General features: G+C 53.8%; 23 protein-coding genes. 13 read left to right on the forward strand and 10 right to left on the reverse strand.

Annotated elements, in window-relative coordinates:
• Nucleotides 1-832: 832 nt before the first annotated feature.
• Complete coding sequence (locus tag GP475_RS12400) at nt 833-1390, forward strand: hypothetical protein (RefSeq protein ID WP_223144663.1); 558 nt, start codon at nt 833-835, stop codon at nt 1388-1390.
• Nucleotides 1366-1905, forward strand: a complete 540-nt coding sequence (locus tag GP475_RS12405) for a virulence-associated E family protein (protein ID WP_223144664.1) — start codon at nt 1366-1368, stop codon at nt 1903-1905. The genes GP475_RS12400 and GP475_RS12405 overlap by 25 nt, the downstream gene beginning before the upstream one ends.
• A gap of 226 nt (nt 1906-2131) precedes the next feature.
• Here GP475_RS12405 and GP475_RS11400 read toward each other — a convergent pair whose 3' ends face one another.
• Complete coding sequence (locus tag GP475_RS11400) at nt 2132-2353, reverse strand: hypothetical protein (RefSeq protein ID WP_187974475.1); 222 nt, start codon at nt 2351-2353, stop codon at nt 2132-2134.
• 121 nt (nt 2354-2474) lie between these two features.
• Nucleotides 2475-3257 carry a class I SAM-dependent methyltransferase gene (locus tag GP475_RS11405; protein WP_187974476.1) on the reverse strand — a complete coding sequence of 261 codons (783 nt, stop codon included), beginning with the start codon at nt 3255-3257 and terminating at the stop codon, nt 2475-2477.
• Nucleotides 3258-3500: 243 nt separating this feature from the next.
• Here GP475_RS11405 and GP475_RS12570 point away from each other — a divergent pair, with 243 nt between their 5' ends.
• Nucleotides 3501-3629, forward strand: coding sequence for a GNAT family N-acetyltransferase (locus GP475_RS12570; protein ID WP_262485191.1), 129 nt, complete (start codon nt 3501-3503; stop codon nt 3627-3629).
• Between the two features lie 136 nt (nt 3630-3765).
• Here GP475_RS12570 and GP475_RS11410 read toward each other — a convergent pair whose 3' ends face one another.
• The gene (locus GP475_RS11410) at nt 3766-4287 is read right to left on the reverse strand and encodes a DUF1453 domain-containing protein (RefSeq protein WP_187974477.1); all 522 of its coding nucleotides are present in this window, start codon (nt 4285-4287) and stop codon (nt 3766-3768) included.
• A 114-nt stretch (nt 4288-4401) separates the two neighbouring features.
• Here GP475_RS11410 and GP475_RS11415 point away from each other — a divergent pair, with 114 nt between their 5' ends.
• On the forward strand, nt 4402-4839 hold the full coding sequence (locus GP475_RS11415) for a MarR family winged helix-turn-helix transcriptional regulator (protein WP_187974478.1): 438 nt from the start codon (nt 4402-4404) through the stop codon (nt 4837-4839).
• A 124-nt stretch (nt 4840-4963) separates the two neighbouring features.
• On the opposite strand, the gene GP475_RS11420 is transcribed toward GP475_RS11415, so the two are convergent.
• From GP475_RS11420 to GP475_RS11430, 3 genes are read right to left on the reverse strand one after another with little or no spacing between them, the layout of a single operon-like run.
• Complete coding sequence (locus tag GP475_RS11420) at nt 4964-5662, reverse strand: CoA transferase (protein ID WP_187974479.1); 699 nt, start codon at nt 5660-5662, stop codon at nt 4964-4966.
• A gap of 23 nt (nt 5663-5685) precedes the next feature.
• Complete coding sequence (locus GP475_RS11425) at nt 5686-6540, reverse strand: nucleotidyl transferase AbiEii/AbiGii toxin family protein (protein ID WP_187975931.1); 855 nt, start codon at nt 6538-6540, stop codon at nt 5686-5688.
• 12 nt (nt 6541-6552) lie between these two features.
• The gene (locus tag GP475_RS11430; RefSeq protein WP_187974480.1) at nt 6553-7110 is read right to left on the reverse strand and encodes a type IV toxin-antitoxin system AbiEi family antitoxin domain-containing protein; all 558 of its coding nucleotides are present in this window, start codon (nt 7108-7110) and stop codon (nt 6553-6555) included.
• A 541-nt stretch (nt 7111-7651) separates the two neighbouring features.
• Here GP475_RS11430 and GP475_RS11435 point away from each other — a divergent pair.
• Both GP475_RS11435 and GP475_RS11440 read left to right on the forward strand, forming a co-directional pair.
• Nucleotides 7652-8059 carry an SRPBCC family protein gene (locus GP475_RS11435; protein WP_187974481.1) on the forward strand — a complete coding sequence of 136 codons (408 nt, stop codon included), beginning with the start codon at nt 7652-7654 and terminating at the stop codon, nt 8057-8059.
• A gap of 63 nt (nt 8060-8122) precedes the next feature.
• Entirely contained in the window at nt 8123-8620 is a 498-nt protein-coding gene (locus tag GP475_RS11440; protein ID WP_187974482.1) for a MarR family winged helix-turn-helix transcriptional regulator, read from the forward strand.
• 343 nt (nt 8621-8963) lie between these two features.
• On the opposite strand, the gene GP475_RS11445 is transcribed toward GP475_RS11440, so the two are convergent.
• The 3 genes from GP475_RS11445 to GP475_RS11455 form a co-directional block, all read right to left on the reverse strand.
• On the reverse strand, nt 8964-10034 hold the full coding sequence (locus GP475_RS11445) for a DUF4272 domain-containing protein (RefSeq protein WP_187974483.1): 1071 nt from the start codon (nt 10032-10034) through the stop codon (nt 8964-8966).
• Nucleotides 10035-10513: 479 nt separating this feature from the next.
• Nucleotides 10514-11116, reverse strand: a complete 603-nt coding sequence (locus tag GP475_RS11450) for a cation transporter (RefSeq protein WP_262485192.1) — start codon at nt 11114-11116, stop codon at nt 10514-10516.
• A gap of 77 nt (nt 11117-11193) precedes the next feature.
• On the reverse strand, nt 11194-11886 hold the full coding sequence (locus GP475_RS11455; RefSeq protein ID WP_187974484.1) for a type 1 glutamine amidotransferase: 693 nt from the start codon (nt 11884-11886) through the stop codon (nt 11194-11196).
• Between the two features lie 214 nt (nt 11887-12100).
• Between GP475_RS11455 and GP475_RS11460 the strand changes: the two genes are divergently transcribed.
• From GP475_RS11460 to GP475_RS11490, 7 genes are all read left to right on the forward strand, one after another.
• Nucleotides 12101-12730, forward strand: a complete 630-nt coding sequence (locus GP475_RS11460) for a GNAT family N-acetyltransferase (RefSeq protein ID WP_187974485.1) — start codon at nt 12101-12103, stop codon at nt 12728-12730.
• 273 nt (nt 12731-13003) lie between these two features.
• Entirely contained in the window at nt 13004-14002 is a 999-nt protein-coding gene (gene uriR / locus GP475_RS11465) for a transcriptional regulator UriR (RefSeq protein WP_187974486.1), read from the forward strand.
• Between the two features lie 18 nt (nt 14003-14020).
• Nucleotides 14021-15550, forward strand: coding sequence for a sugar ABC transporter ATP-binding protein (locus GP475_RS11470; protein ID WP_187974487.1), 1530 nt, complete (start codon nt 14021-14023; stop codon nt 15548-15550).
• A gap of 4 nt (nt 15551-15554) precedes the next feature.
• Entirely contained in the window at nt 15555-16511 is a 957-nt protein-coding gene (locus GP475_RS11475; protein WP_224399733.1) for an ABC transporter permease, read from the forward strand.
• Between the two features lie 79 nt (nt 16512-16590).
• Nucleotides 16591-17478, forward strand: coding sequence for a substrate-binding domain-containing protein (locus GP475_RS11480; RefSeq protein ID WP_262485268.1), 888 nt, complete (start codon nt 16591-16593; stop codon nt 17476-17478).
• A gap of 9 nt (nt 17479-17487) precedes the next feature.
• Complete coding sequence (rbsD, locus tag GP475_RS11485) at nt 17488-17868, forward strand: D-ribose pyranase (RefSeq protein WP_187974489.1); 381 nt, start codon at nt 17488-17490, stop codon at nt 17866-17868.
• A gap of 122 nt (nt 17869-17990) precedes the next feature.
• Nucleotides 17991-19274, forward strand: a complete 1284-nt coding sequence (locus GP475_RS11490; protein ID WP_187974490.1) for an Nramp family divalent metal transporter — start codon at nt 17991-17993, stop codon at nt 19272-19274.
• 14 nt (nt 19275-19288) lie between these two features.
• On the opposite strand, the gene GP475_RS11495 is transcribed toward GP475_RS11490, so the two are convergent.
• Complete coding sequence (locus tag GP475_RS11495) at nt 19289-20395, reverse strand: acyltransferase family protein (RefSeq protein WP_224399735.1); 1107 nt, start codon at nt 20393-20395, stop codon at nt 19289-19291.
• Nucleotides 20396-20461: the final 66 nt, after the last annotated feature.

Below are 20461 nucleotides of genomic sequence, written 5' to 3' on the forward strand. Positions count from 1 at the left end.
GCCACGGTCACGTGGGAAGACTTCGCCGCGCGCGTGCCTACTACGGTGCGAACGCCTGAAACCCTTAAGGAGTTTTGTGCAATGCCGCGTGGGGAGCAAAACCGGGTTAAGGATGTGGGCGGGTTTGTTGCCAGGCATCTCGCCCACGGCAGGCGCAGGAGCGGGAACGTTCTGGCGCGCTCAATGATCACCCTCGACCTCGACACCCGCCTGCCGATGCCTGGTCGCACATCCAGCAGGCGCTGCGTGGGGTGGCGTGCCTGGTGTATTCGACCCATAAACACCGCCCGGATGCACCCAGGCTGCGCCTGGTGATCCTACTGGCGCGGGACGTGAGTGCTGAAGAATATGTTCCGGTTGCCCGGGTGGTGGCGAAGCAGGTGGGGATTGATTGGTGTGATGATTCCACCTACGATCCCGAACGCCTCATGTACTAGCCTCCGACCTCCGGTGGGGCGGTGTTCTTCCACGCTTCTCAGGATGGGGTGTGGCTTGACCCAGACCAAGTACTGGCTAGTTTTGATAATTGGCGCGATGCCACCACCTGGCCGATCTCAAGCCAACAAAGCACGGTGAAGCCGTATTCGGGCCGCAAGCTCGCAGACCCTAGAGGCAAGAAGGGACTGGTGGGGCGTTTTACCGCACCTACCCCATGAGTGATGCCACCACCACTTTCCTCCCAGAGGTCTACGAACCAACAGCGCACGAGAACCGGTTTACCTATCGGGCAAGAGAATCTACCGGCGGGCTGGTCGTTTTCGACGACCTGTTCGCTTACATTTTCCATGGTACTGATCCCGCCGGCAGACGGGCACTGAACGCATTTGACCTGGTGCGTATCCACCTCTATGGGCATTTGGATGCGGAAGCGAAAGCTGACACTCCACTCAACCGGCTGCCCTCGTTTACGGCAATGAGCGAGCACGCAGCAGGCGATGAGCAAGTCCGTCTCCTACTCGGCAGGGAGAGACAGGCCCAAGCAGGAGCCGACTTCATCCCAACCAGAACCAGTGACGGCGAGTCCGGCGGTGATGAGTGGATGGCGGGCTTGGAGTATGAGAAACGCTCCGGGACACTGAAAAACGACCTCCACAACCTCACCTTGATCCTCCAGCATGATCCGAAGCTCGCCGGGATCGTGTTCAACCAGCAGGCCGACAGTATGGAGATCACCGGTGCAGTGCCGTGGCAGCACCCGTCTAGGTTTTGGAGGGACCAAGATGATGCCCAACTGGTGTGTTACATCAATGCTCACTACGGCACGCTTAGCCAGCGTAACTACGCATCGCGGTCACCAAAGTCGCAGACGACCGCTCCTACCATCCCATCCGCGACTACCTCGATGCCCTATCAGAATGGGACGGTGTGCCCCGTGTGGACACCCTACTAGTGGACTACCTAGGGGCTGAGGACTCTGCCTACACCAGGGCGGTAACCCGCAAAACCCTGTGTGCTGCGGTGAAGCGGGTATGGGAACCGGGCAGCAAGTTCGACTCCATGCTCGTACTCAACGGCCCACAAGGCATCGGCAAATCCACCCTCATCGCCAAGCTAGCTGGCCAGTGGTTTTCCGACTCACTCAACCTGTCTGACACCAAGGATAAGACGGCGGCGGAAAAGCTCCAAAGCTACTGGATCCTCGAGGTCGGAGAACTCGCCGGGCTACGCAAAACCGAAGTCGAAACCCTACGCTCATTCCTGTCTAGGCAAAACGTTATTTACCGGGCTGCGCTCGGACGGCGCGCCACCCCACACCCCAGGCAATGCATGTTCTTTAGCACCACTAACGCCGAGAGCGGATACCTGCGTGACACCACCGGTAACCGCAGGTTCTGGCCCGTCATCACACCCGGCACCGGGACTAAACATCCTGGGACATCAGCCAGGCTGAGATCGACCAGGTAAGGATCGCTGAACCTCCACTTAGACGCACATTTTGATACCTTGCACGACAAGGTCGGACGGAAAACGGGATGGGTGTTTTGCTGTTGACGCAAAATATCTGGATCATGGCGACCACTAAGAAGCGCCCACAAAACCGGTCTGCGAGTGTGGGCTGCGCACATTACGGTCAGGCCTCGAGCTTCGAATAGTTGCGTCGCGTGAGTTTGCTACTATCCAGTTTTCCGGATTAGGATCCATCCGCTGCTGTGGTAGTGATCGCAGTGGTAAAGGAATTGAACTGCTGGAATTCCAGTGTTGAGGGCACCACGTCAAGTTCAAAATCAGCCCGGTGATCTCCCTGATAATGGGGCATTCCGCCGTATGCAGGATTAATGAACGCTCGCCAGACAGTGACGTCATGACGTCGAGCTGGCAGGAAACGCCAGCTATCGAATGATAATGCGTACACGCCCCCAGTTTCGAAGCCCTCGTTCAACCTTTTCCACTGAGTGATGGAAGGAACGATCGAAAACCTACCGGCTCGCCGCGCGGCTACCGTAGCGGTATAAAAAGTCCGGCGACTGCGCCACTCACTTGCTCCGCCTTAACAGTAAGAAATGTCCCTGGCGTGTGGCGGTGAGCCCGGCAGCATGAGCCTCGGCAATAAGTTCCTCCGGGGTGGCGGGATAGACACGAAAAACCGATTCCCGCTGGGCAAGCAGCTCTTCGCCCTGATGTACCTGCCAGGTCATCTGCCAACAGTCACCGTCATCACCGGAGTCCAGGCGCGCCCACCCCGAGTACCGTAGCCGGCCGACCGATGTCTGCGCGTAGCAGTCACCAAGATGTGGATCGGTGGCATTGACCGTGTGCGGGGCTGGTTCGGCAATAGGATCCACGCCTGGACCATCTGCGGTGAGGTCCTCGTCGGTATCGGAATAAAAAGGTCCAATAATGAGCACGCCTGTGTCTGTCAGATTCCTGGCTGCCCAGGCAAATAGTTGCGCCCGGGAGTCGGGAGAGAGGTGATCAAACATGGCGATCGCTGTGACCACGCCCACCGGCTCGGCCAGTTGCGCGCAGAGGTCGGCTGCAGCCCACGGAAGTACCGTAACGCGCTGACGTAACGAGTCACAGGCGGTGACTTTACTCATAAGGCCAACGCGCATCTCCCTTTCGGGTTCGCAGGCAAGAATTTCACCGGCACACTTCTGCGCAAGTGTGACTGTTGTAAGTCCCGTTCCTGCTCCTAGATCAACAGCGAGGGCAGACTCACCCTCCCAAGGGGCGAGTACGCTGCGCAGCTCGGGTTCGACCATGTGCCAGTAGTCTCGAGCGATGGCGTCGTACCATTCAGCTTGGTGATACTCCATGCGCTCATCTTAATGACAATGGTTCTCATATGCTGAATAGTCACCCCATCTATAACGACGCCTCTCCGGGTACCCTGACAGGAAATTCTGGGCCGCCGTGCGGATCGTGGGACCCTGCTCGAGGGCGATAAAATCATCCTCCGCAAACCGCAGCCATGTCCAAACGCTGGAGTATCAACGACAGCCCCCTGACTGCGGATACTCCATCACGGCGAACGGCATGCTCATCGCCCACCTCACCACGTGGGACTGCGCATTGCTTTTGATGAGCTCGGCGCACACGGAACCGCAATCCATGTCTGGGAGTTCAACATCCGCGCCCTCCACGTCTATAAGCAGCTCGGCATGCTGTGTGAAGAACATGTCCATTGAGGCACGGCGTCCGCTGGGGTTCCGCCTGTACTGGCTGAGCGCGTTAAAGAATAACAGTGTGGGATGCTGTTTTCAGTTCACTGCAACTACTTGCAAATAGAACATGTCATGCACACTCAGGTATTACTTGGACAGTTCAGAGATTCATGACCAATGGCCCCCTCCTGTTACTAAGGCGTACACGTTGGCGACGAACAAACAAGATCGCTGTTCTTGAAAAAACCTCACATAGGGCCATTGCTACCAGCGCATTAGCCCAGGTAGTTTGAGAATGTAGTTGTAGCTTCAGGCTTATTTCCCCAATTGTCGGTGCTCCACCGTGGAGAGCATAGATACCGAAAACTAGACGTGAACTCATGCCAATAATCCAGAGAGTTGCAGCTGTAGGACTTGCTTTTGCGAAAATCATACCCTCCTGCCCGTAGACCAGTGTCAACAATCCGCACCCTATCCCCAGCAAAAGGCCACAAAGGCATAGGATCCCGACGAAGAAGATGTCTGATATGTGATTCGGAATTCGTCCGAAATAGTCGTAGACACCCCACAGGACCAGCCCGACGGGCCAGAGAAGACCGTGAACTGTGAGTTCGCGTCCCTTGAGTTGCCGCAGCACCAGGGCGATTAAACCGATGGAAATTACTCCTTCACTCAAACTCATATATCTTCCCTCCATTGTCTGCTGGCAACCTTCGACAACATAATGCATCTCTACAGATATATCTGTCAAGATTAATTTCTCTGTGTCAGAATTGTTTCAGCGAGGGAGGAAGAAATGAACGTGATTGAGCTCAATTCCCTAGCTCGAAAACTACGTGAGGTGGCACTAACCGCCAGCCAACATGAGGACGACGCAAAGCTTTCTATGGCACAGCTCATGGTGTTTGAGACCGTCGCACGCACTCCCCGAGTTTCAGTAAAAGAGATCACTGAGCAAACTGGGTTGGCACAAAGCTGGGTGTCAAAAATAGTCGCTGGACAATGCGAAGACGGAGTGTTCGTTCTCTCGCAAGACCCCGGAGATCGACGGAGAACCATAGTGTCTTTGTCCGACCAAGCTCAAAAGGCGACCTTCCGAGATCGCGGTGTCGTTGACATCGATGAGGCACTGACGTCCACGTTTCCGCACCTGTCACCAGAAGCTGTCACGCAGGTGAAGGGTTTGCTCACTCAGCTACAACACGTGCTCCAGGATGACGAGAAGCATCCGTAACTTCTGGATCAGATTGCACCTTCCTCCGAAGCCGATTTTCCTTAAGTGATGGGGAGGGAACAAGAACGAGTACAATCGAAGTTGTGGCGTCATATCTATGCGCCATTCTGGCGCAACGATCGAGTCACCATTTCAGGTCAGCGGCGCCATACCCTTGCGGGGCAAAGCGATGCACTAGGGGCGTCGTTCCCATATCAAAAGGAAGCGCGACCACCTCGAGTACATTTTCGGGTGTTGAGTACTCGAGAAGTTCAGGAGAGGAAAGACTCCCCACCTCGCTCGGACCTTCCTGATCCAAGCTAAACAATAAATCTGCGGTGCGCTGCAATGATACTGAGGCGTAGCAGACTCCGTCACTTTGTTGATCTGGATGCAGCATGTGCAGTACTGACGCTGCGATGGCATACCCGGTTGCATAGTCCAACGCCTGCACGGGAAGCGCACCCGGTCGGCCCGACTCTCGATCCTCAAGCCGTGAAGCGATTCCACAGGCCACCTGCACAATACTGTCAAAACCTGACCAACTACCCCACGGTCCGTCCACATCCCATGCGCTTAACTGCACGCCAATCAACCCAGGAAATCTTTCAACGAGTTGGCTAATCCCACAGCCGAACTGCTCCAATGCTCCAGGGCGGTAGCCGCCTATGACAACATCCGCCTCAGCAGCCAGCTTCAGAACTCGTTCTCGCTGCGCTGGGGTGAACTGCACCCAAGGTTTTCCTCGGGTGACACCACCCTGTGGGTGTGCAAGCCAGGTGTCACGGGAGCGAACCGCGGCAACAACGGCACCCTGGCTGCGGGCAAGCGTCTCGGCTTCCAACGCTAAAGAACTCGCTAAGCCGCTTAGGGTTCTGTTGCTAGATGTGTGGGTTCGGTTTCAGCAAAAACGGGATCGATGAACTGTGCTACCAGAGCTACTTGTTCATCTAGTTGGGTTTCACATTTTTGTTCTAGGTGCTCTTTCCGACGCCAAGCAGCCCATTTTAGTTGCGCGATGTCTCCGTAGCCTGCAAGGTGTGGACCGACTGGTTCCAACACGACACCGCGGTACTGGGCAATAGCTTCGGCGGATCGTCGTAGCTCGGATGCATCAAATCCTTGACGGCATAGTTGCACAATATCGAGGTAATCACGCCATCTTGTGCTAGTGACACCTCGTTCGAGAATGGTGACAGTTTTCTCGGCAATTATTGTCTCCGCAGAGTATCCAAGCATTTTTATGGGATCACCGATTACTCGCTCGATGGTGATCCAGCGTGGATTTGGCACGATGGGGTCGCCGATAGACACATCCCACACAGACGTGCCTTGCCAAGGACCAATTGATGCCTTCACACGCACGCGGAAACCAGGATAATCAGCTGCATCACGAATGTTTTGGATGCGTATACTTTCTACATTGAACACAACCCCGTCGTGCGTCGGAATAGCTGCAAGGTGAGTTACTACCTGGCGGAGATGTTCCGGTGTGACATCAGCGCTGATCGCGTTCGCATCTGCGTCTCTGGTCGGGCGTCGCGCGCCGTATGCAGATAAGAGGATGCCACCTTTAAGAACAAAGTCCTGGCCGTGCTCGCTGCGGCTGAGGCGATCAAGAAAAGATTCAAGTAGGTGCCGAACAAGATACTCTTGAGTGGGGGTTGGATCCCCGGTGCGTTTAGCTACAGTTCTCGCTTTGATTTGCAGCGCCTTATATATCTTGACCTTCTGTCATGTCAGCATCTCGAGAGCACGCAGTAAAGGGGTTTTAGCTCGAGGAAGCTGAAGCCCGATCTGGATCAATCGGTTTGGTTTCCCGCCGCGTCGCAGCCACTCTTTCAGTGCATCGCGGGCAGTCTCGTAACCAACGTGCCCCCGTAAGCGGAAAGCATCAGCAATACACCGCTCCGGTGAATAGATTCCAATCCTTAGGTCACTACCCTCAATTGGTATCGTATCGCGACCGATATCAAACGTAGACGGGTCGAAATGGTGCCAAGTGATAGCTTGATCGGTCGCAGGGCTGCGAGAACCCCGAGGAATAGCCACGTCAAGAGTGTTGGGGATAGTGTCTACCAGGTCGTGGTACGAAAGTGCTGAGGTAAGACAGATACTTGACTCAGGACGACGTGTAGCAGCTTCAATCAGATCCCAGTCAGTAGCCGATTCCTGCGCGGGTAGGTAGATACCCCGCGCGATGCGGATGAGATTGCCCTTCTCAGTAGCCCGGTAAAGGCTGCTGCGTGAATAACCTGATCGGGCGGCTGTAGATGGTTGAACTGGTAGCAACGGGTCACCTCCACCTAAGTGAGATAAATCGTATACACATAATCATATCTAATGCCGTTTTGTTTCACTGCAGCCTGACTATCGTGAGCCCACAACACCCCCACTCTCACAAGGAAAAAGCCAGGATCCATGTATTCGAAGCTGACACGGTCTCCTCACTCAAGAGGTGAGGATATTGAAATTGAGTCAACGGATCCCATGAACGGAGAATGACAGGTTTAGCCGTCGCGCCACAGTTCACCAACCCCGAGCATGCGCAGTCCTCACCGCGGGAGAGTAAAAAGTCATCGGTTTAACTCAGCGGCAACTTTTCCAGCCAGATCTGGGGAGTACTTTCTCGAATCCGTAACCTTCAGACCATCTTTCATTCCCGAGTCACCGCATTAGCGCATTCCGCATGTGGCAAGGAAAAGTTGTATTAGATGACATGCCTCTCAACTCTTCACAGTAGGCAGGTCACGACCCGGAAGCCAGCTATCAAACGCCGGTGAATCCCCTACCACAGTTGCCAAATATCGCTCATTTCACTAATATGCATGACATGTCATGGATTACCGAATTTAGCGCCTCTATTAACCTCGATCACTCAGCCGATAAGATCGCCAACGTCATCCTCGATGCTGAGCGTCTTCCCACGTGGAATCCGGCATTCACCCATGTGGAACCGCAAAGAAACGACGGAAAATACCCTCTTGTAGTGCAGCGCATCTTGCGCGGAACTCTGGAATATTCGCGTATTGGAAAAGAAATTACATGTCACATCATGATTCCAGGGCTCACCGAGGAATCTACTTTCACATTGACCTCCAACGGAACCGGCACCACTGTGACTCATACAGTTCGCCAACGCGGCCGGCTATCAGCCATCATCGGAACCCATGAGGCATCTTTGGTGCCGAATAAACGTCTCACTAGGCTGGCTCATCTACTCAATTCCACCCGGCAGTAGCTATCCTGGCCCTAGCTAACCTGCCCATCGTTCCCGAGAAAAACCGAGAAAACCACATCGCAGATGAATGACCACCCAACAAGCAGCGCCGAAGTATTGCGCTACCTGATTTTGGCCTTGCAGCGGCAGGGCAACCGGGAGCTCAATAGTGCTTATGCCCCCCTTGGGCTTACCGCCTCTCAGGCAGAGGCAGTGGAAGTCATCGGCACGTTCGGCCCATTGAGCACCAAAGAGGTTGGCCAGCACCTCATCTGTGAATCCGGCAGCCCTAGCCGGTTGCTTTCCACTTTGGCTGCTAAGGGCCTCACCGTAACTGCCATATCCACCACTGACCGTCGCACTACCCTCCACGCCCTCACTTCCGCCGGTCGACAGACCTTAGCGAAGATACAAACCACCAAGAAAGTCTTTGAAACCAGGCTGGGCGAGCAACTAAAGGAGGCACAAGACACCTACCCAAATAACATCTTGGCCCAGCTGGCAAAGATGCTAAACGACCCTACTCTCCTTAGGGCGATGCACCGCAGATTCCCTCAGCACTTCCCGCCGCCCAAAAAATAGTCCGACGCATGAGGCAGTCTTTTGTATGCTCATCCTCTCTCCACAGCTTTAAGCGGCCAGGAACGAGGGAGTAATAAACAACTTCAAAACAACTCTAAACAACTATTCTGAGCTGCTAAAACAACCGAATTAGCGGGTAGTTTTTCGGCCAGTTGTTCCTTAAGTTGTTACAAAGTTGTTTAAAACAACTCTGCAACAACTAAGCCCCTGACATGAGCACCCTATCCCCGAAGGTGGGTGCCCGAAAAATTGCCCCGACGCCTAGTCGGAGCGACCATTCCCGGAGCGAATAAATACTCTTTTCGCTCCCTAATGGCGGATCCACGCGCCCTGGAGCTCTGGATTAGATGGAAAGATCAATCTCATCCCAGTCGTTGTGGGGTTCACATAGCCACGCCAGAGCTTGATGCCATTGCATGAGTTGAGCGTCTTTCCTGTCCGATATCGTGACCGGACGCTTGAAGATCCCAAAGCGTTTAGGCCGCATCCGTTCATGGATAGAAACCCATCGCAAGCTCCTGATGAACTCATATTTTTCGCAGAGCTCTTCTAGTGGGATAAATCCTTCAACAAATTCATATACTGCATCTTGTCCGTTCTCTAATGCCCACCCGGTAACTTCCTTATACTCGTCACCGACTTCACCTTCCGGCAGTTGCACCAGCCCAAAGGTATAGGCCAGCATAAGCGCTGATTGCCCTTCCCAAGCCAACTCCAGTGCAAGGGCCACGAGCCCTTGCACCTCATCGCTAGCGTCATTAAGGTTTAGTTGCTTATCAAGGGGCAGGCTAATTTCGCCACTTTCTACTAGATTCAAAAATTGAGTTTCATTCTCATTCAGGTTCTGAAAGGCGTCAGGCATACTCTCCTTTAACTGCGCCAAGGGGAGTTCCTCTCCTGACATGAGCTGAAGCCCTAGTTCAGAGAAAACCGCCAGGCTAAGGAAGCGCTGCGCTACCTCCCGAGGTTGCCGAGGGGAAATCTCAAATTCGCTGCGTACTGGAGGTAAAAACCCGGGAATTCGGGCCTTGAAATCCCGCTCAATCTCGGCGCGCACCCTCTTGGCTCGCGCTACGGCAGCGGGGTGGTAAGGCACCGGAGCATGGGCAAAAATCTCCTCACCATCGGGGTTGAGCAAGGCTCCGTCGGGTCGGAACCAGATGGCGTTGACCTGTTTAGCCCAATCCGCGAACTCCTCAATAGAGTCCACGTCAAAGACGTATTGCCGTTGGGTCTGCGAAATATGATTCATCACCGCCCACATCTGTGAGGTCATCTCTTCCCCGCCGACCTGCCAGACGAAAACTACAAAATCCTTGAGATGGTCTGGCATCTCTGGGTCATCAAGTCCACGCTGATGGTTATACGGCGCAGGGATCTCTTCACAAACTGTGGCGTATGCATTAAAGAACATGTCTTAGGATTATTCCAGACCTAAAACCAATTTGCCATCAAAATAACGACGCTCTTTAAATAAACCTAACTGCTCACCGAGCTATTTCATCAAGCCAAGACCAGAGGGGAACATTAGGGCACCAAGAAGGCTCGTCGTAGGCAGGTACCCCCGCACTGAAATAGCGATTCTCTATCCTGTCTCATCAAGTTTGATAGAACCTAGCCCTGCTGGCTTGTCCATTTTCTGCGCCAATAAGCAACCAATATTTAAGAAAAATGGCCATCCTTAAGGAAATATCCTAAGAAAAGGAAAAATCTGTTCATTCATAGAATGTTGAAAGATAGAAAGAAAACTCAGATGGTGGGTGTAGTCGAGCGCAATTCGTGGACGGAGATAGCCTTGCGACGCTCGATCTTAGGGTTTTACCGTACTTAAAAGGTGCTCGAAACCACTTGAACTCTTTAAGTAATTTCCTGTAGATGTGCCGGCTATTTTTCCTAATCCAACTCCAACTCCGGATCCTCGGCACGCGCCTGCTCATAAACTTCTTTGGCTGCAGAAAAGTTAATTGCGCCGATGATGAGCCCCGCCACTATGTCTGGCCAGGCACTCCACCACACCATGGTCAACACACCGGCTAGCAGGATGAGAATATTAGCTAGGACGTCATTGCGTGCCGCCAGCCAGGCGCCACAGACCAAGGCGGTTGAAGCTCCACGCAAACGCATGAGCAATAAAGCACAAAGCAGATTAAGGACCATGGCGAAAACAGCGGTACCGGACAGCGTTAATGGCTCTGGAGGATCGCCGCTTATGATCTTCAATGCGGCCGTTCCGCAAGCTGCTATCGCCGGAAGGAGAATCAGCCCGGCTAGTCCGAAGCTCGCTTTCCTGCGACTTGCCACCGACCACCCCAGCGCAGTGAGCACTAAAAGATTGATCAGGAAATCTTCCAAGAAATCCGCGGCATCGGCAAATAGGGCCGCAGAACCAATAACAGTGGCAATCGCTAATTCTAGAGCAAAGCCCAGCAAGTTAAGGCCGGCTACCCACGCAACAAGGCGTCGGGCATGGGAATCTAGAGTCGTAGAGCTAAACACCGAAATAGATTAACCCATAGCTCTACCATAGGTCCGACGCCCACCTGTTCCCTCCCCATCTGAAACCATGCCCTTAGCTATGATTTTCCTGTGCTCAGTGCAACAAATCTGGTGATGAGTTGATGCGCCGCCGTAGTCACTTCTGCCCAGTATTGCCGAGCCTGCTCAATTAGTTCGGCCTCACGTTCCGGGGATGCCCCTGGTAACAGATGAATATCTTCTTTGATCCACTGCTGAAGTCGGTTCAATCCAGCTTCGGGGTGAAATTGCACTCCCCAGGCACACGGCCCAACCCGAAATGCTTGAGGATAACGTGCTGATTTCGCTAGAAGCACCGCATCCTGAGGCAGTGGTGTTATACCGTCGCTATGATCTGAGGCCACCCATATCTGCTGTGGGAGGCCACAAAAAAGGGGATCTTTAGCAGCAGTTTCCGTGAGGGAAATCTGGGTTAGACCTAGTTCTGTTCCTGCGGAACTAGCAATAGCTACTCCGCCTCCAGCCGCAACGCTGAGCAGTTGTGCCCCTAAACAAATACCCAAAACAGGTATTTTCTTTTCTATTGCTATAGACAACAACTGCCGGGTACGGGGCAACCATGAATAGTCCTGATCCTGATAAGCATTCATTGCCCCGCCCAGAACAATCAAGGGTTCCTGGAGTATGTCAGGCAACCGCTGGCCGAGATAGGGCCGATAAACTGTAGCCCCAGGCGTCCACGACACTAATCTATCGAGGTCGGCCGATTCTTGGTGCTCAATAATTATCATAAAAAGTACTCTTTACGGTGAAACACGGCTTTATCCACATTCTGACTTTAGTCATTACGCGGTAATTATTCTTAGCACATCGGCTATTAGCGAAAACAAGAATTGATTAAGCTTTTCACTGAAACAGTGATAACAGCGGGAAAGAACCACTACTCTGCTATAATCTCTAAACCATCTTGTTAACACCATCATCAAATAATAGTAGGTAACCTTAATGTCTTTTCCGCCTCACTATGGAGACCGTCTCATTATCGACTCTGGTCTAGTGCAACTTGAGCTGTTCCACGACGGCATAGAGGAACAAGTAAAAGACCTTCTCCTGAATGCTGAGATTTTTCCTGATATCACTGCCCCCTATGTTTTCCCCTGGTACCGAGGCTTAAGAGCGTCGCCTAAAGACAATATTCAATCCTGTATTGAGTTCAATAAAGACATCATCAAGGATTCCACCACCTCCTCGTGGCGACTCCCGTTTTTTATTCGCTATCACGGCAACTTGATAGGAGGCCAGGAAATTCGTGGACATACCATCGGCACTAACCTCATCATGTCATCAGGATCCTGGCTAGACCTCAAATCCCAAGGCCAGGGTCTAGGTTCCACGGCGAGAAGGGTCGCTCTCACCTATGCCTTTAACCACCTCAACGTCTCCACAGCTTTTAGTTTTTGCTCCGCCGCCAACCATGCTTCGGCCCGAGTTTCTTTAGCCTGCGGCTACCAGGAGGTTTCTCCGCACAAAATTCCTCCGCTTCCCGGCGAACACCTCACCTCCGACATGCGAGCTTTCCGGCTCTGCCCGCAGTCCTTTCTTGCCAAGTCCACGACCATCTCCGTGACTCATTAGGAAATCACTCCAAAAAACGGCGAGGCTCCGGCTCTTTTTCCTGGCACGACTGCCCGACGCCAACAGCCTGCTGCCGCTTTACCCATTGAGATATGAGTAGCACCACTATTATGGGGTAACTATTGCCTAAAACACAGATAATGACTAATATCCATTAATTCAAACGTTTGCATTGTGGTCGGCAGCGCTGCCTCCTAGCACCTCACGTGAGAGCATTGCCCCACAACTAACCGATTAACTGGCTATATGTGTTCAGTGAAGGAGTGTAAGGAGATGCCTCAAAGGAGCACCCCTACTCTCAAAGAACTAGCGCGGTTGGCCGGTGTTTCGGTATCCACTATTTCTCGAGCACTCGCCAATAACCCAGCTATCGCCCCGGCCACGAGGGAAAAGATTCAGCGCTTAGCCAAGGAACAGGGATACCGTCCCAATGCCCAAGCTCGCGCTTTGCAAAGCCGAAGAAGTGGCAGTATCGGACTGATTGTGCCGAGTCTGGTCAACAGCTATTTCGCGACTATGGCCACCCAGGTCCAAGCTGAAGCAATGGCGCATGGGCTTAATACCCTGATTGTGAACGCTAACGAAAACCCCGACACCCTCAACGATCTTTTAGATAACCTCTCCCACCACCAAGTTGATGGCGTCCTCTGTGTTCCTTTAGAGGAATCTCGTGACCGCATTGAGCAATTAGCAAGCACCATTCCCGTGGTTCTTATTGACCGGGATTTGCCGGATTCACAACTCTATAGCGTGACCTCTGATCCCGCCCCCGGAATGCGATCCGCACTTAAACTCCTCAAGCACCATCACCTCCTCCCCCTTGGTTACCTGTCCGGCCCGATGAGCACCTCAACAGGCCGAGAGCGCCTCACAGTTTTTCAACAAGGGTGCGTCGACTATGAAATAGATGATCCTCGAATATTCCTCGGCGGATATGAACAACAACGCGGCCTAGAAGATGCCCTCACCCTACTCAAACAGGGCGTACGCACCCTCTTTGCCGGTGATTCCATGATGACCATTGGTGTCCTCCAGGCCTGTCACCGTCACCGGCTGAGAATTCCCCACGATGTCGCCGTAGTGGGGTTTGACCGTCACCCGGCTTTTGAACTCCAACAAGCCCCTATCACTGTCATCGATCAGCATGTGAGTGACATGGCTACCCTTGCGTTTCGCATCTTAATCGGAGTTATGGCAGATAATCCGCCAGATCAGCGTCGTACTTATATCAACACCACGTTAATAACTAGAGAATCTACCCAATGTTTATAAACGACCAGGAGGTGAAGAGTGGAAACCATCCTTGAACTGAAAAACGTCAGTAAATCATTTGGCCCAGTTCAGGTGATTAAAGATGTTTCGTTGAAAGTTCATCCTGGAAAGGTGCAAGCCTTACTGGGTGAAAACGGTGCCGGTAAATCCACTATCATCAAGATGATGGCCGGCGTTTACCAACCAGATTCGGGTGAAATTATTGTCGACGGCCAACCGGTCCGCTTTCCTAATACCAAGGAAGCGGAAAAATACGGCATCGCCACTATTTATCAGGAGCTGAACCTAGTCCCCAGTATGTCAGTGGCAGAAAATATCATGCTCGGGCGTACTCCTGCCACCGGCGGCCTGGTGAATTTCCCGGAGCTCAAGCGCCAGGCCCAGGAAGCACTTGACGTTATTGGACTAAAAGTTGGGCTCAATGACGTAGTTGGTGACCTCGGCATCGCCAAACAACAGCTCGTAGAAATAGCCAAGGCTTTGTCTATGAACGCCCGGCTTTTAATCCTTGATGAACCTACCGCGGCACTAACAAGCAAAGAAATAGATCAGCTCTTTCGCGTCATTGATCATCTCAAAACCCAAGGCGTAGGCATGGTGTTTATCTCGCACCATTTAGAAGAGATTGCCAGGATCGCGGATTCCGTCAGCGTACTTCGCGACGGCCAGTTCATCGCGGAGGTTCCAGCCACCACCCCCGAACGAGAATTCGTCAAACTCATGGTGGGAAGAGAAATTGATGAACAGTATCCCCGGGTCAAAGGCGACATTGGTGAACCAGTTCTCGAGGTTCACAACATCTCTCATGCCCAGCATTTTGAGAACATCTCTTTTCAGGTACATGCCGGGGAAATTCTCGGAATTGCGGGACTGGTAGGCGCCGGACGCACCGAAGTCATTCGTGCTATCGCCGGGGCAGATTCTTATGATTCAGGACGTATTGTGGTGCACGGTCACCTACTTCCCAAAGGCAATATCGCTGCTGCCATTAAGCGGGGAATAGGGCTTGTTCCGGAGGATCGGAAAAACCAAGGACTGATTCTTGATGCTCCGGTTTCTGACAATATTGGCCTTGCGACCTTGCATAGCTCCGGAAAGTGGGGACTCGCAGATCGCGGTGGGCAACGACGTCGGGCTAAAGGAGTGGCAGAAAAACTCAAGCTCAGGATGGCGTCTATTGACCAGCCGGTCCGGGATCTCTCTGGCGGTAACCAGCAAAAGGCCGTCTTTGGACGCTGGGTTATGGCCCAGTCCCAGGTTTTGTTATTAGATGAGCCCACCAGGGGTGTGGACGTAGGCGCCAAGGTCGAAATCTACAACATCATCAATCAGGTGACCGCTCAGGGCGGGGCGGTGGTGATGGTGTCTTCTGATTTGCCGGAAGTACTGGGAATGTCGGACCGCGTCCTCGTCATGTCCGGCGGCAAAATTGCCGGCGAACTTCCCCCTACTGCTTCTCAAGATGACGTGATGTCTCTGGCCGTGGCCAATGTGCCTGACAACGTCGCTACTGCTCCCACCCCGAACCTTCGCACCCTGGAGATTTAGTGCCATGACTACTCGTAAGTCCTCCTTCTCGATAAAAGAGTGGATGCTCAGCAATGGTGCCCTGGTCGGGCTGATTGCCTTAATCATCATCCTCGCTCTGGCCTCACCGGCTTTCTTGAGCTTCCACAACCTCATCAATGTGGGGGTCCAAGCCGCTACTGTCGCTATCCTCGCCTTTGGTATGACCTTCGTCATTGTCACTGGCGGTATCGACCTCTCAGTTGGTGCTGTCGCTGCACTCGGCGGAATGGTCGCCGCCTATAGTTGGGCTGAGCTCGGCTTACCCGGCTGGCTCACCCTCATTCTTGGGCTTCTCACCGGTCTCCTCGCTGGAGTTATCGCCGGATTATCTATCGCCTATGGCAAACTCCCAGCGTTCATTGCCACCCTTGCCCTTATGTCCATTGCCCGCGGGCTCACCCTGGTCATTTCCGAGGGATCCCCCGCAGCCAGCCCCAACGCCGTCAACTGGATGGGTACTGATCTCGGATTCCTCCCCATGCCCGTCATCATGATGTTCCTTGCTGGGCTCATTTCCTGGTTCATTCTTTCTAGAACAGTCCTCGGCCGATCCATGTACGCCATCGGCGGAAACTTCGACGCCGCCCGCCTATCCGGACTACCCGTCAAACGCATCCTCATCAGCGTATATGCCTTATCTGGTCTTTTTGCCGCCTGGGCCGGTCTGGTTATGACCGCGCGGTTATCTTCCGCCCAGCCCAACGCCGGCACCGGTTATGAACTCGACGCCATCGCCGCGGTCGTTATCGGCGGAGCTTCTCTCACCGGTGGACGCGGCGGTGCCTGGGGCACCTTCATCGGTGCGCTCCTTCTCGCGGTCATTCGAAATGGTTTAAACCTGCTGAATGTGTCTTCTTTCTGGCAGCAAATAGTCATCGGCATCGTCATCGCCGTTGCCGTCGGTTTTGATGTCATCCGCAATAAAACAATTGCCCAATAAAACCAAGGTGGTGTGTTCTTCCATGAAGAAATTGACTCAAGCACTGGCCACCACCCTGGTGGCCGGGTGTACTGGGGCGATGATCGCCGGATGTGGCGTCGAACCTTATTCTCATGATGAGATTACGCTGGCGCTATCCACCCAAACCAACCCCTTCTTCGTTCAGGTGCGTGATGGTGCCCGAGCCAAAGCTGAGGAGCTGGGGGTAACTATCAATGTCCAAGACGCCGGGGATGACGCCCTTAAACAAGCGGATCAACTCAATAACGCTATTGCCACCGCTCCCGGCGCGGTGCTAGTGAACCCGGTGGATTCTGACGCGGTCGGAAATTCCGTCGTCGCTCTCAACAAAGCCAATATCCCGGTTTTTGCCCTGGACCGTACAGCGAACGCCGGTAAACTCACGTCCTACGTTGCCAGCGATAACATCTCTGGCGGAAAGCAAGCTGCCGACGCGATGGCCCAGGCAATCGGCGGAAAAGGCAAAATCCTCATTTTGCAAGGAACACCGGGAACCTCAGCTTCTCGGGACCGAGGACAAGGGTTCCGGGAGCAACTTGCCTACTATCCCGGGATCACTATTGCTGCCGAACAAACCGCCGGTTTTGATCGCACCAAAGGCTTAGATGTGGCCACGAACCTCTTACAGTCCAATCCAGATGTGGTGGGGATTTTCGCCGAAAATGATGAAATGGCACTAGGAGCAATTGAAGCTGCCGGCGGACGCGCCGGAAAAGACATTGCCATCATCGGCTTCGACGGCACTGCGGAGGGTCTCACCGCGGTTCATGCCGGAAGCATGACAGCCACCATTGCTCAACAACCAAGAGAGCTGGGCGCTACTGCTGTAGCTCAAGCTCAGTTACTCCTGAGTGGACAAGAAGTTCCAGGGGTGGTTCCCGTTCCAGTGGTGACAGTAGACCAGCGCAATATTGCTGAATTTTATCAAGAAGAACGGCACAACTAGGAGCAAATCATGAGGAAACAGGGAATCCTCAATTCCCAACTTGCTGGACTGATTGCCCGCCTCGGCCACACCGACACGGTTGTCGTCGCTGACTGTGGTCTCCCCATTCCCTCCCATGTCCCGGTGGTAGACCTCGCCCTGGTTTTTGGCGTACCACGTTTTCACGAAGTGTGGCAGGCGCTCATCGGAGAGTTAGAGATCGAAGCCATCACCATAGCGCAGGAAACTCCAGCAACGCTTCGGGAATTAATAATGCTCGACGCAACCCCGGTCCAAGAAGTCAGCCATGAGGAATTAAAAAAGCGATCCTCTAACGCATCCTTTGTGGTGCGGACTGGGGAAACTACCCCGTACGCCAATGCAATTATCCACTGTGGGGTGCCGTTTTAAAGATATTCGGTCCCCTGATCCCGCAGCAGAACCAGTAGCGGCCTATACTCAGGTTCGATAACTCTCAATGACCCATAAAGATCTATCAATCACTAGGAAAATAAGGTTTCAGGAGATTGAACTTGTCCTCTCGCCCAGCCGCTGCCGGGCTTAACCCCACTACACCGTCCCTCGCTGTTCCCCAGCGTCTTTGGCGGCTATTGGGACCGGCTTTTGTCGCTGCCGTTGCCTACGTCGATCCAGGAAATGTTGCCGCCAATATCACCGCCGGAGCCCGCTACGGCTACCTCCTAGTGTGGGTCTTGGTGGTAGCTAACCTCATTGCGGTGGTGGTGCAATACCAAAGCGCAAAACTAGGCATCGTAGCCGGGAAATCCTTACCTGAGTTACTCGGTGAACGGCTCCCAACCGCACAACGAATCAGCATGTGGGCCCAAGCGGAAATAGTAGCCGCCGCCACCGACATCGCTGAATTAATCGGCGGCGCCATCGCCTTAAATCTCTTATTCGGGATCCCTCTTTTTCTTGGTGGAGTCATCGTTGCCGTCGTGTCTCTGCTTCTGCTCCTCATCCAGAACTACCGCTACCAACGGGCCTTTGAATCCACCATCATCGGCCTCCTTGTCCTCATAACAGCCGGTTTCATGGCGGGATTATTCTTTTCTCCCCCCTCACCCTCCGGAATAGCTCACGGACTCATCCCTGGCTTTGCGGGAACAGACTCCGTCCTCATCGCTGCGTCCATGCTCGGGGCCACCGTCATGCCCCACGCAATTTATCTCCACTCCTCCCTCGTAATTCACCGCCACGGCACCACCGGCTCCTCAGGAACCGAGTACCGGATTAGCCCTAAACGGCTCCTCCGGGCTTCCCGATGGGATGTGGTCTGGGCTCTGCTCCTTGCTGGTGCAGTCAACATCGGTCTTCTCCTTCTTGCCGCCTCCGCACTAGGCGGGCAGGACAACACCGACACCATCGACGGTGCCCACGCCGCCATCGAATCCACCCTAGGCCACAGCGTCGGCATCATTTTTGCCATCGGACTTTTAGCCTCTGGTCTGGCCTCTACCTCAGTAGGCGCTTATGCAGGCTCAGAGATTATGAAGGGTCTACTCCATATCCGCATTCCAGTTAGCGCCCGACGCCTAATCACCGTCATTCCTGGCCTTGCGCTCTTATGGTGGGGCGTGGAACCCACCTGGGCGTTAGTCATTTCCCAGGTTGTGCTCTCCTTTGGCATCCCCCTAGCGATCCTCCCCTTGTTCCGCTATACAGCTAACCCCACTATCATGGGCGAATTCGTAGACTCACCTTTCAAGAAACTCACTACCTTGGTCATTGCGCTATTCATTGTGGGGCTTAATGCGCTTCTTCTGGTGCTCACCTTTACTGGGGTCGGGGTATAGCAGCGCTGACACTATCAGAGCACTGAGAGGGTTTCAGCGGTTTTATTCCTCTCCGATTTCGTCTGCCCTCGTCCCCAAAGCGTGAAGCGTGAGCGATTACTGAATACTTCCATCAGGACCCGTCGCGCTGGTTCTTCCACCAAGATATAGCTAGCGGCGGCAACCACAAGGGAGACGGCGGTTGAGGCCACAAGGATGATGAGGAAATCCGTCCAGGAACCGCTGAAGTAGGGGATCCCCAAAACCGGGAAGATTACCTCCAAGATGGCGACGTGCCAGAGGAAAAAGCCGTAGCTCCAGCGACCGCAAGCCTGGAAAAGTTCCGAGCTCAACAGTCGGGAGGGGGGCCCAATCAGGTAGGGAACTATGATGAGGAACGCAAAAAGCGCGCCGGCCAGAATGCGTCGGTTAAATTCCCCGGCACTGGGATGTTCTAAACCGAGGGGGCTAAACCATTCCTGTCCCGCAGCCCAGAGGACCACGATGGCTAGCGCCCAGGCGCCAGGTCGCAGCAGAGGCGAACGGGCTAGGGGGAGGCGTTGAAGAAAAGGTTCGGCTTCCGCGCACACGATTCCGACGGCAAACCACAGCGCCCAAGAAAGCGGGAATAGCTGCAGATTAACTGGGGCCCAGGCGGCCCCTTCCCAGAGCCAGGGCCAGGCTAAACCTCCAGCCACCAGAGCTAGGACGGTGAGGATTCGCCATCGCTTGGGAAGCAGGAGGATCAGGGGCAAGATGAGATAAAAGGCCACTTCCACGCAGAGTGACCACAGGTGCGTTAATCCTGCCACAAGTCCGTGCGGAACATAGATTTGGGTGAGGGTGAGCGTGGCGATGATCTGAGTGACAGAGGCTCCCATGAAAAGCAGAACCACCACACAGAGGCAAAGGTAAGCGGGGAGAATCCGTACCGCGCGTTTGAGGTAGTAGTGGCCGAAGCGGGAATCATTACGGTGCCGTCGCCACAGCAAATAGGCAGAAAGGGCAAAAAATACAGCCACAAAGAAATCACAGCGGGCGAGGATGGCGCCCGGGGTGGTGGCGGGATCGATTCCCACTTGGAAGGCGACGTGGGTGAGCAAAATCCCCCACGCTGCAATGGCTCTGAGGCCCTGCAACATGGGAAGAAAGCTAGTTGCGTAGGATGATTCCATGGGCAACGTAGGCAGCTCCCTTCATGTCATGAT

Source organism: Corynebacterium poyangense, from assembly GCF_014522205.1.
Taxonomy (GTDB): Bacteria; Actinomycetota; Actinomycetes; order Mycobacteriales; family Mycobacteriaceae; genus Corynebacterium; species Corynebacterium poyangense.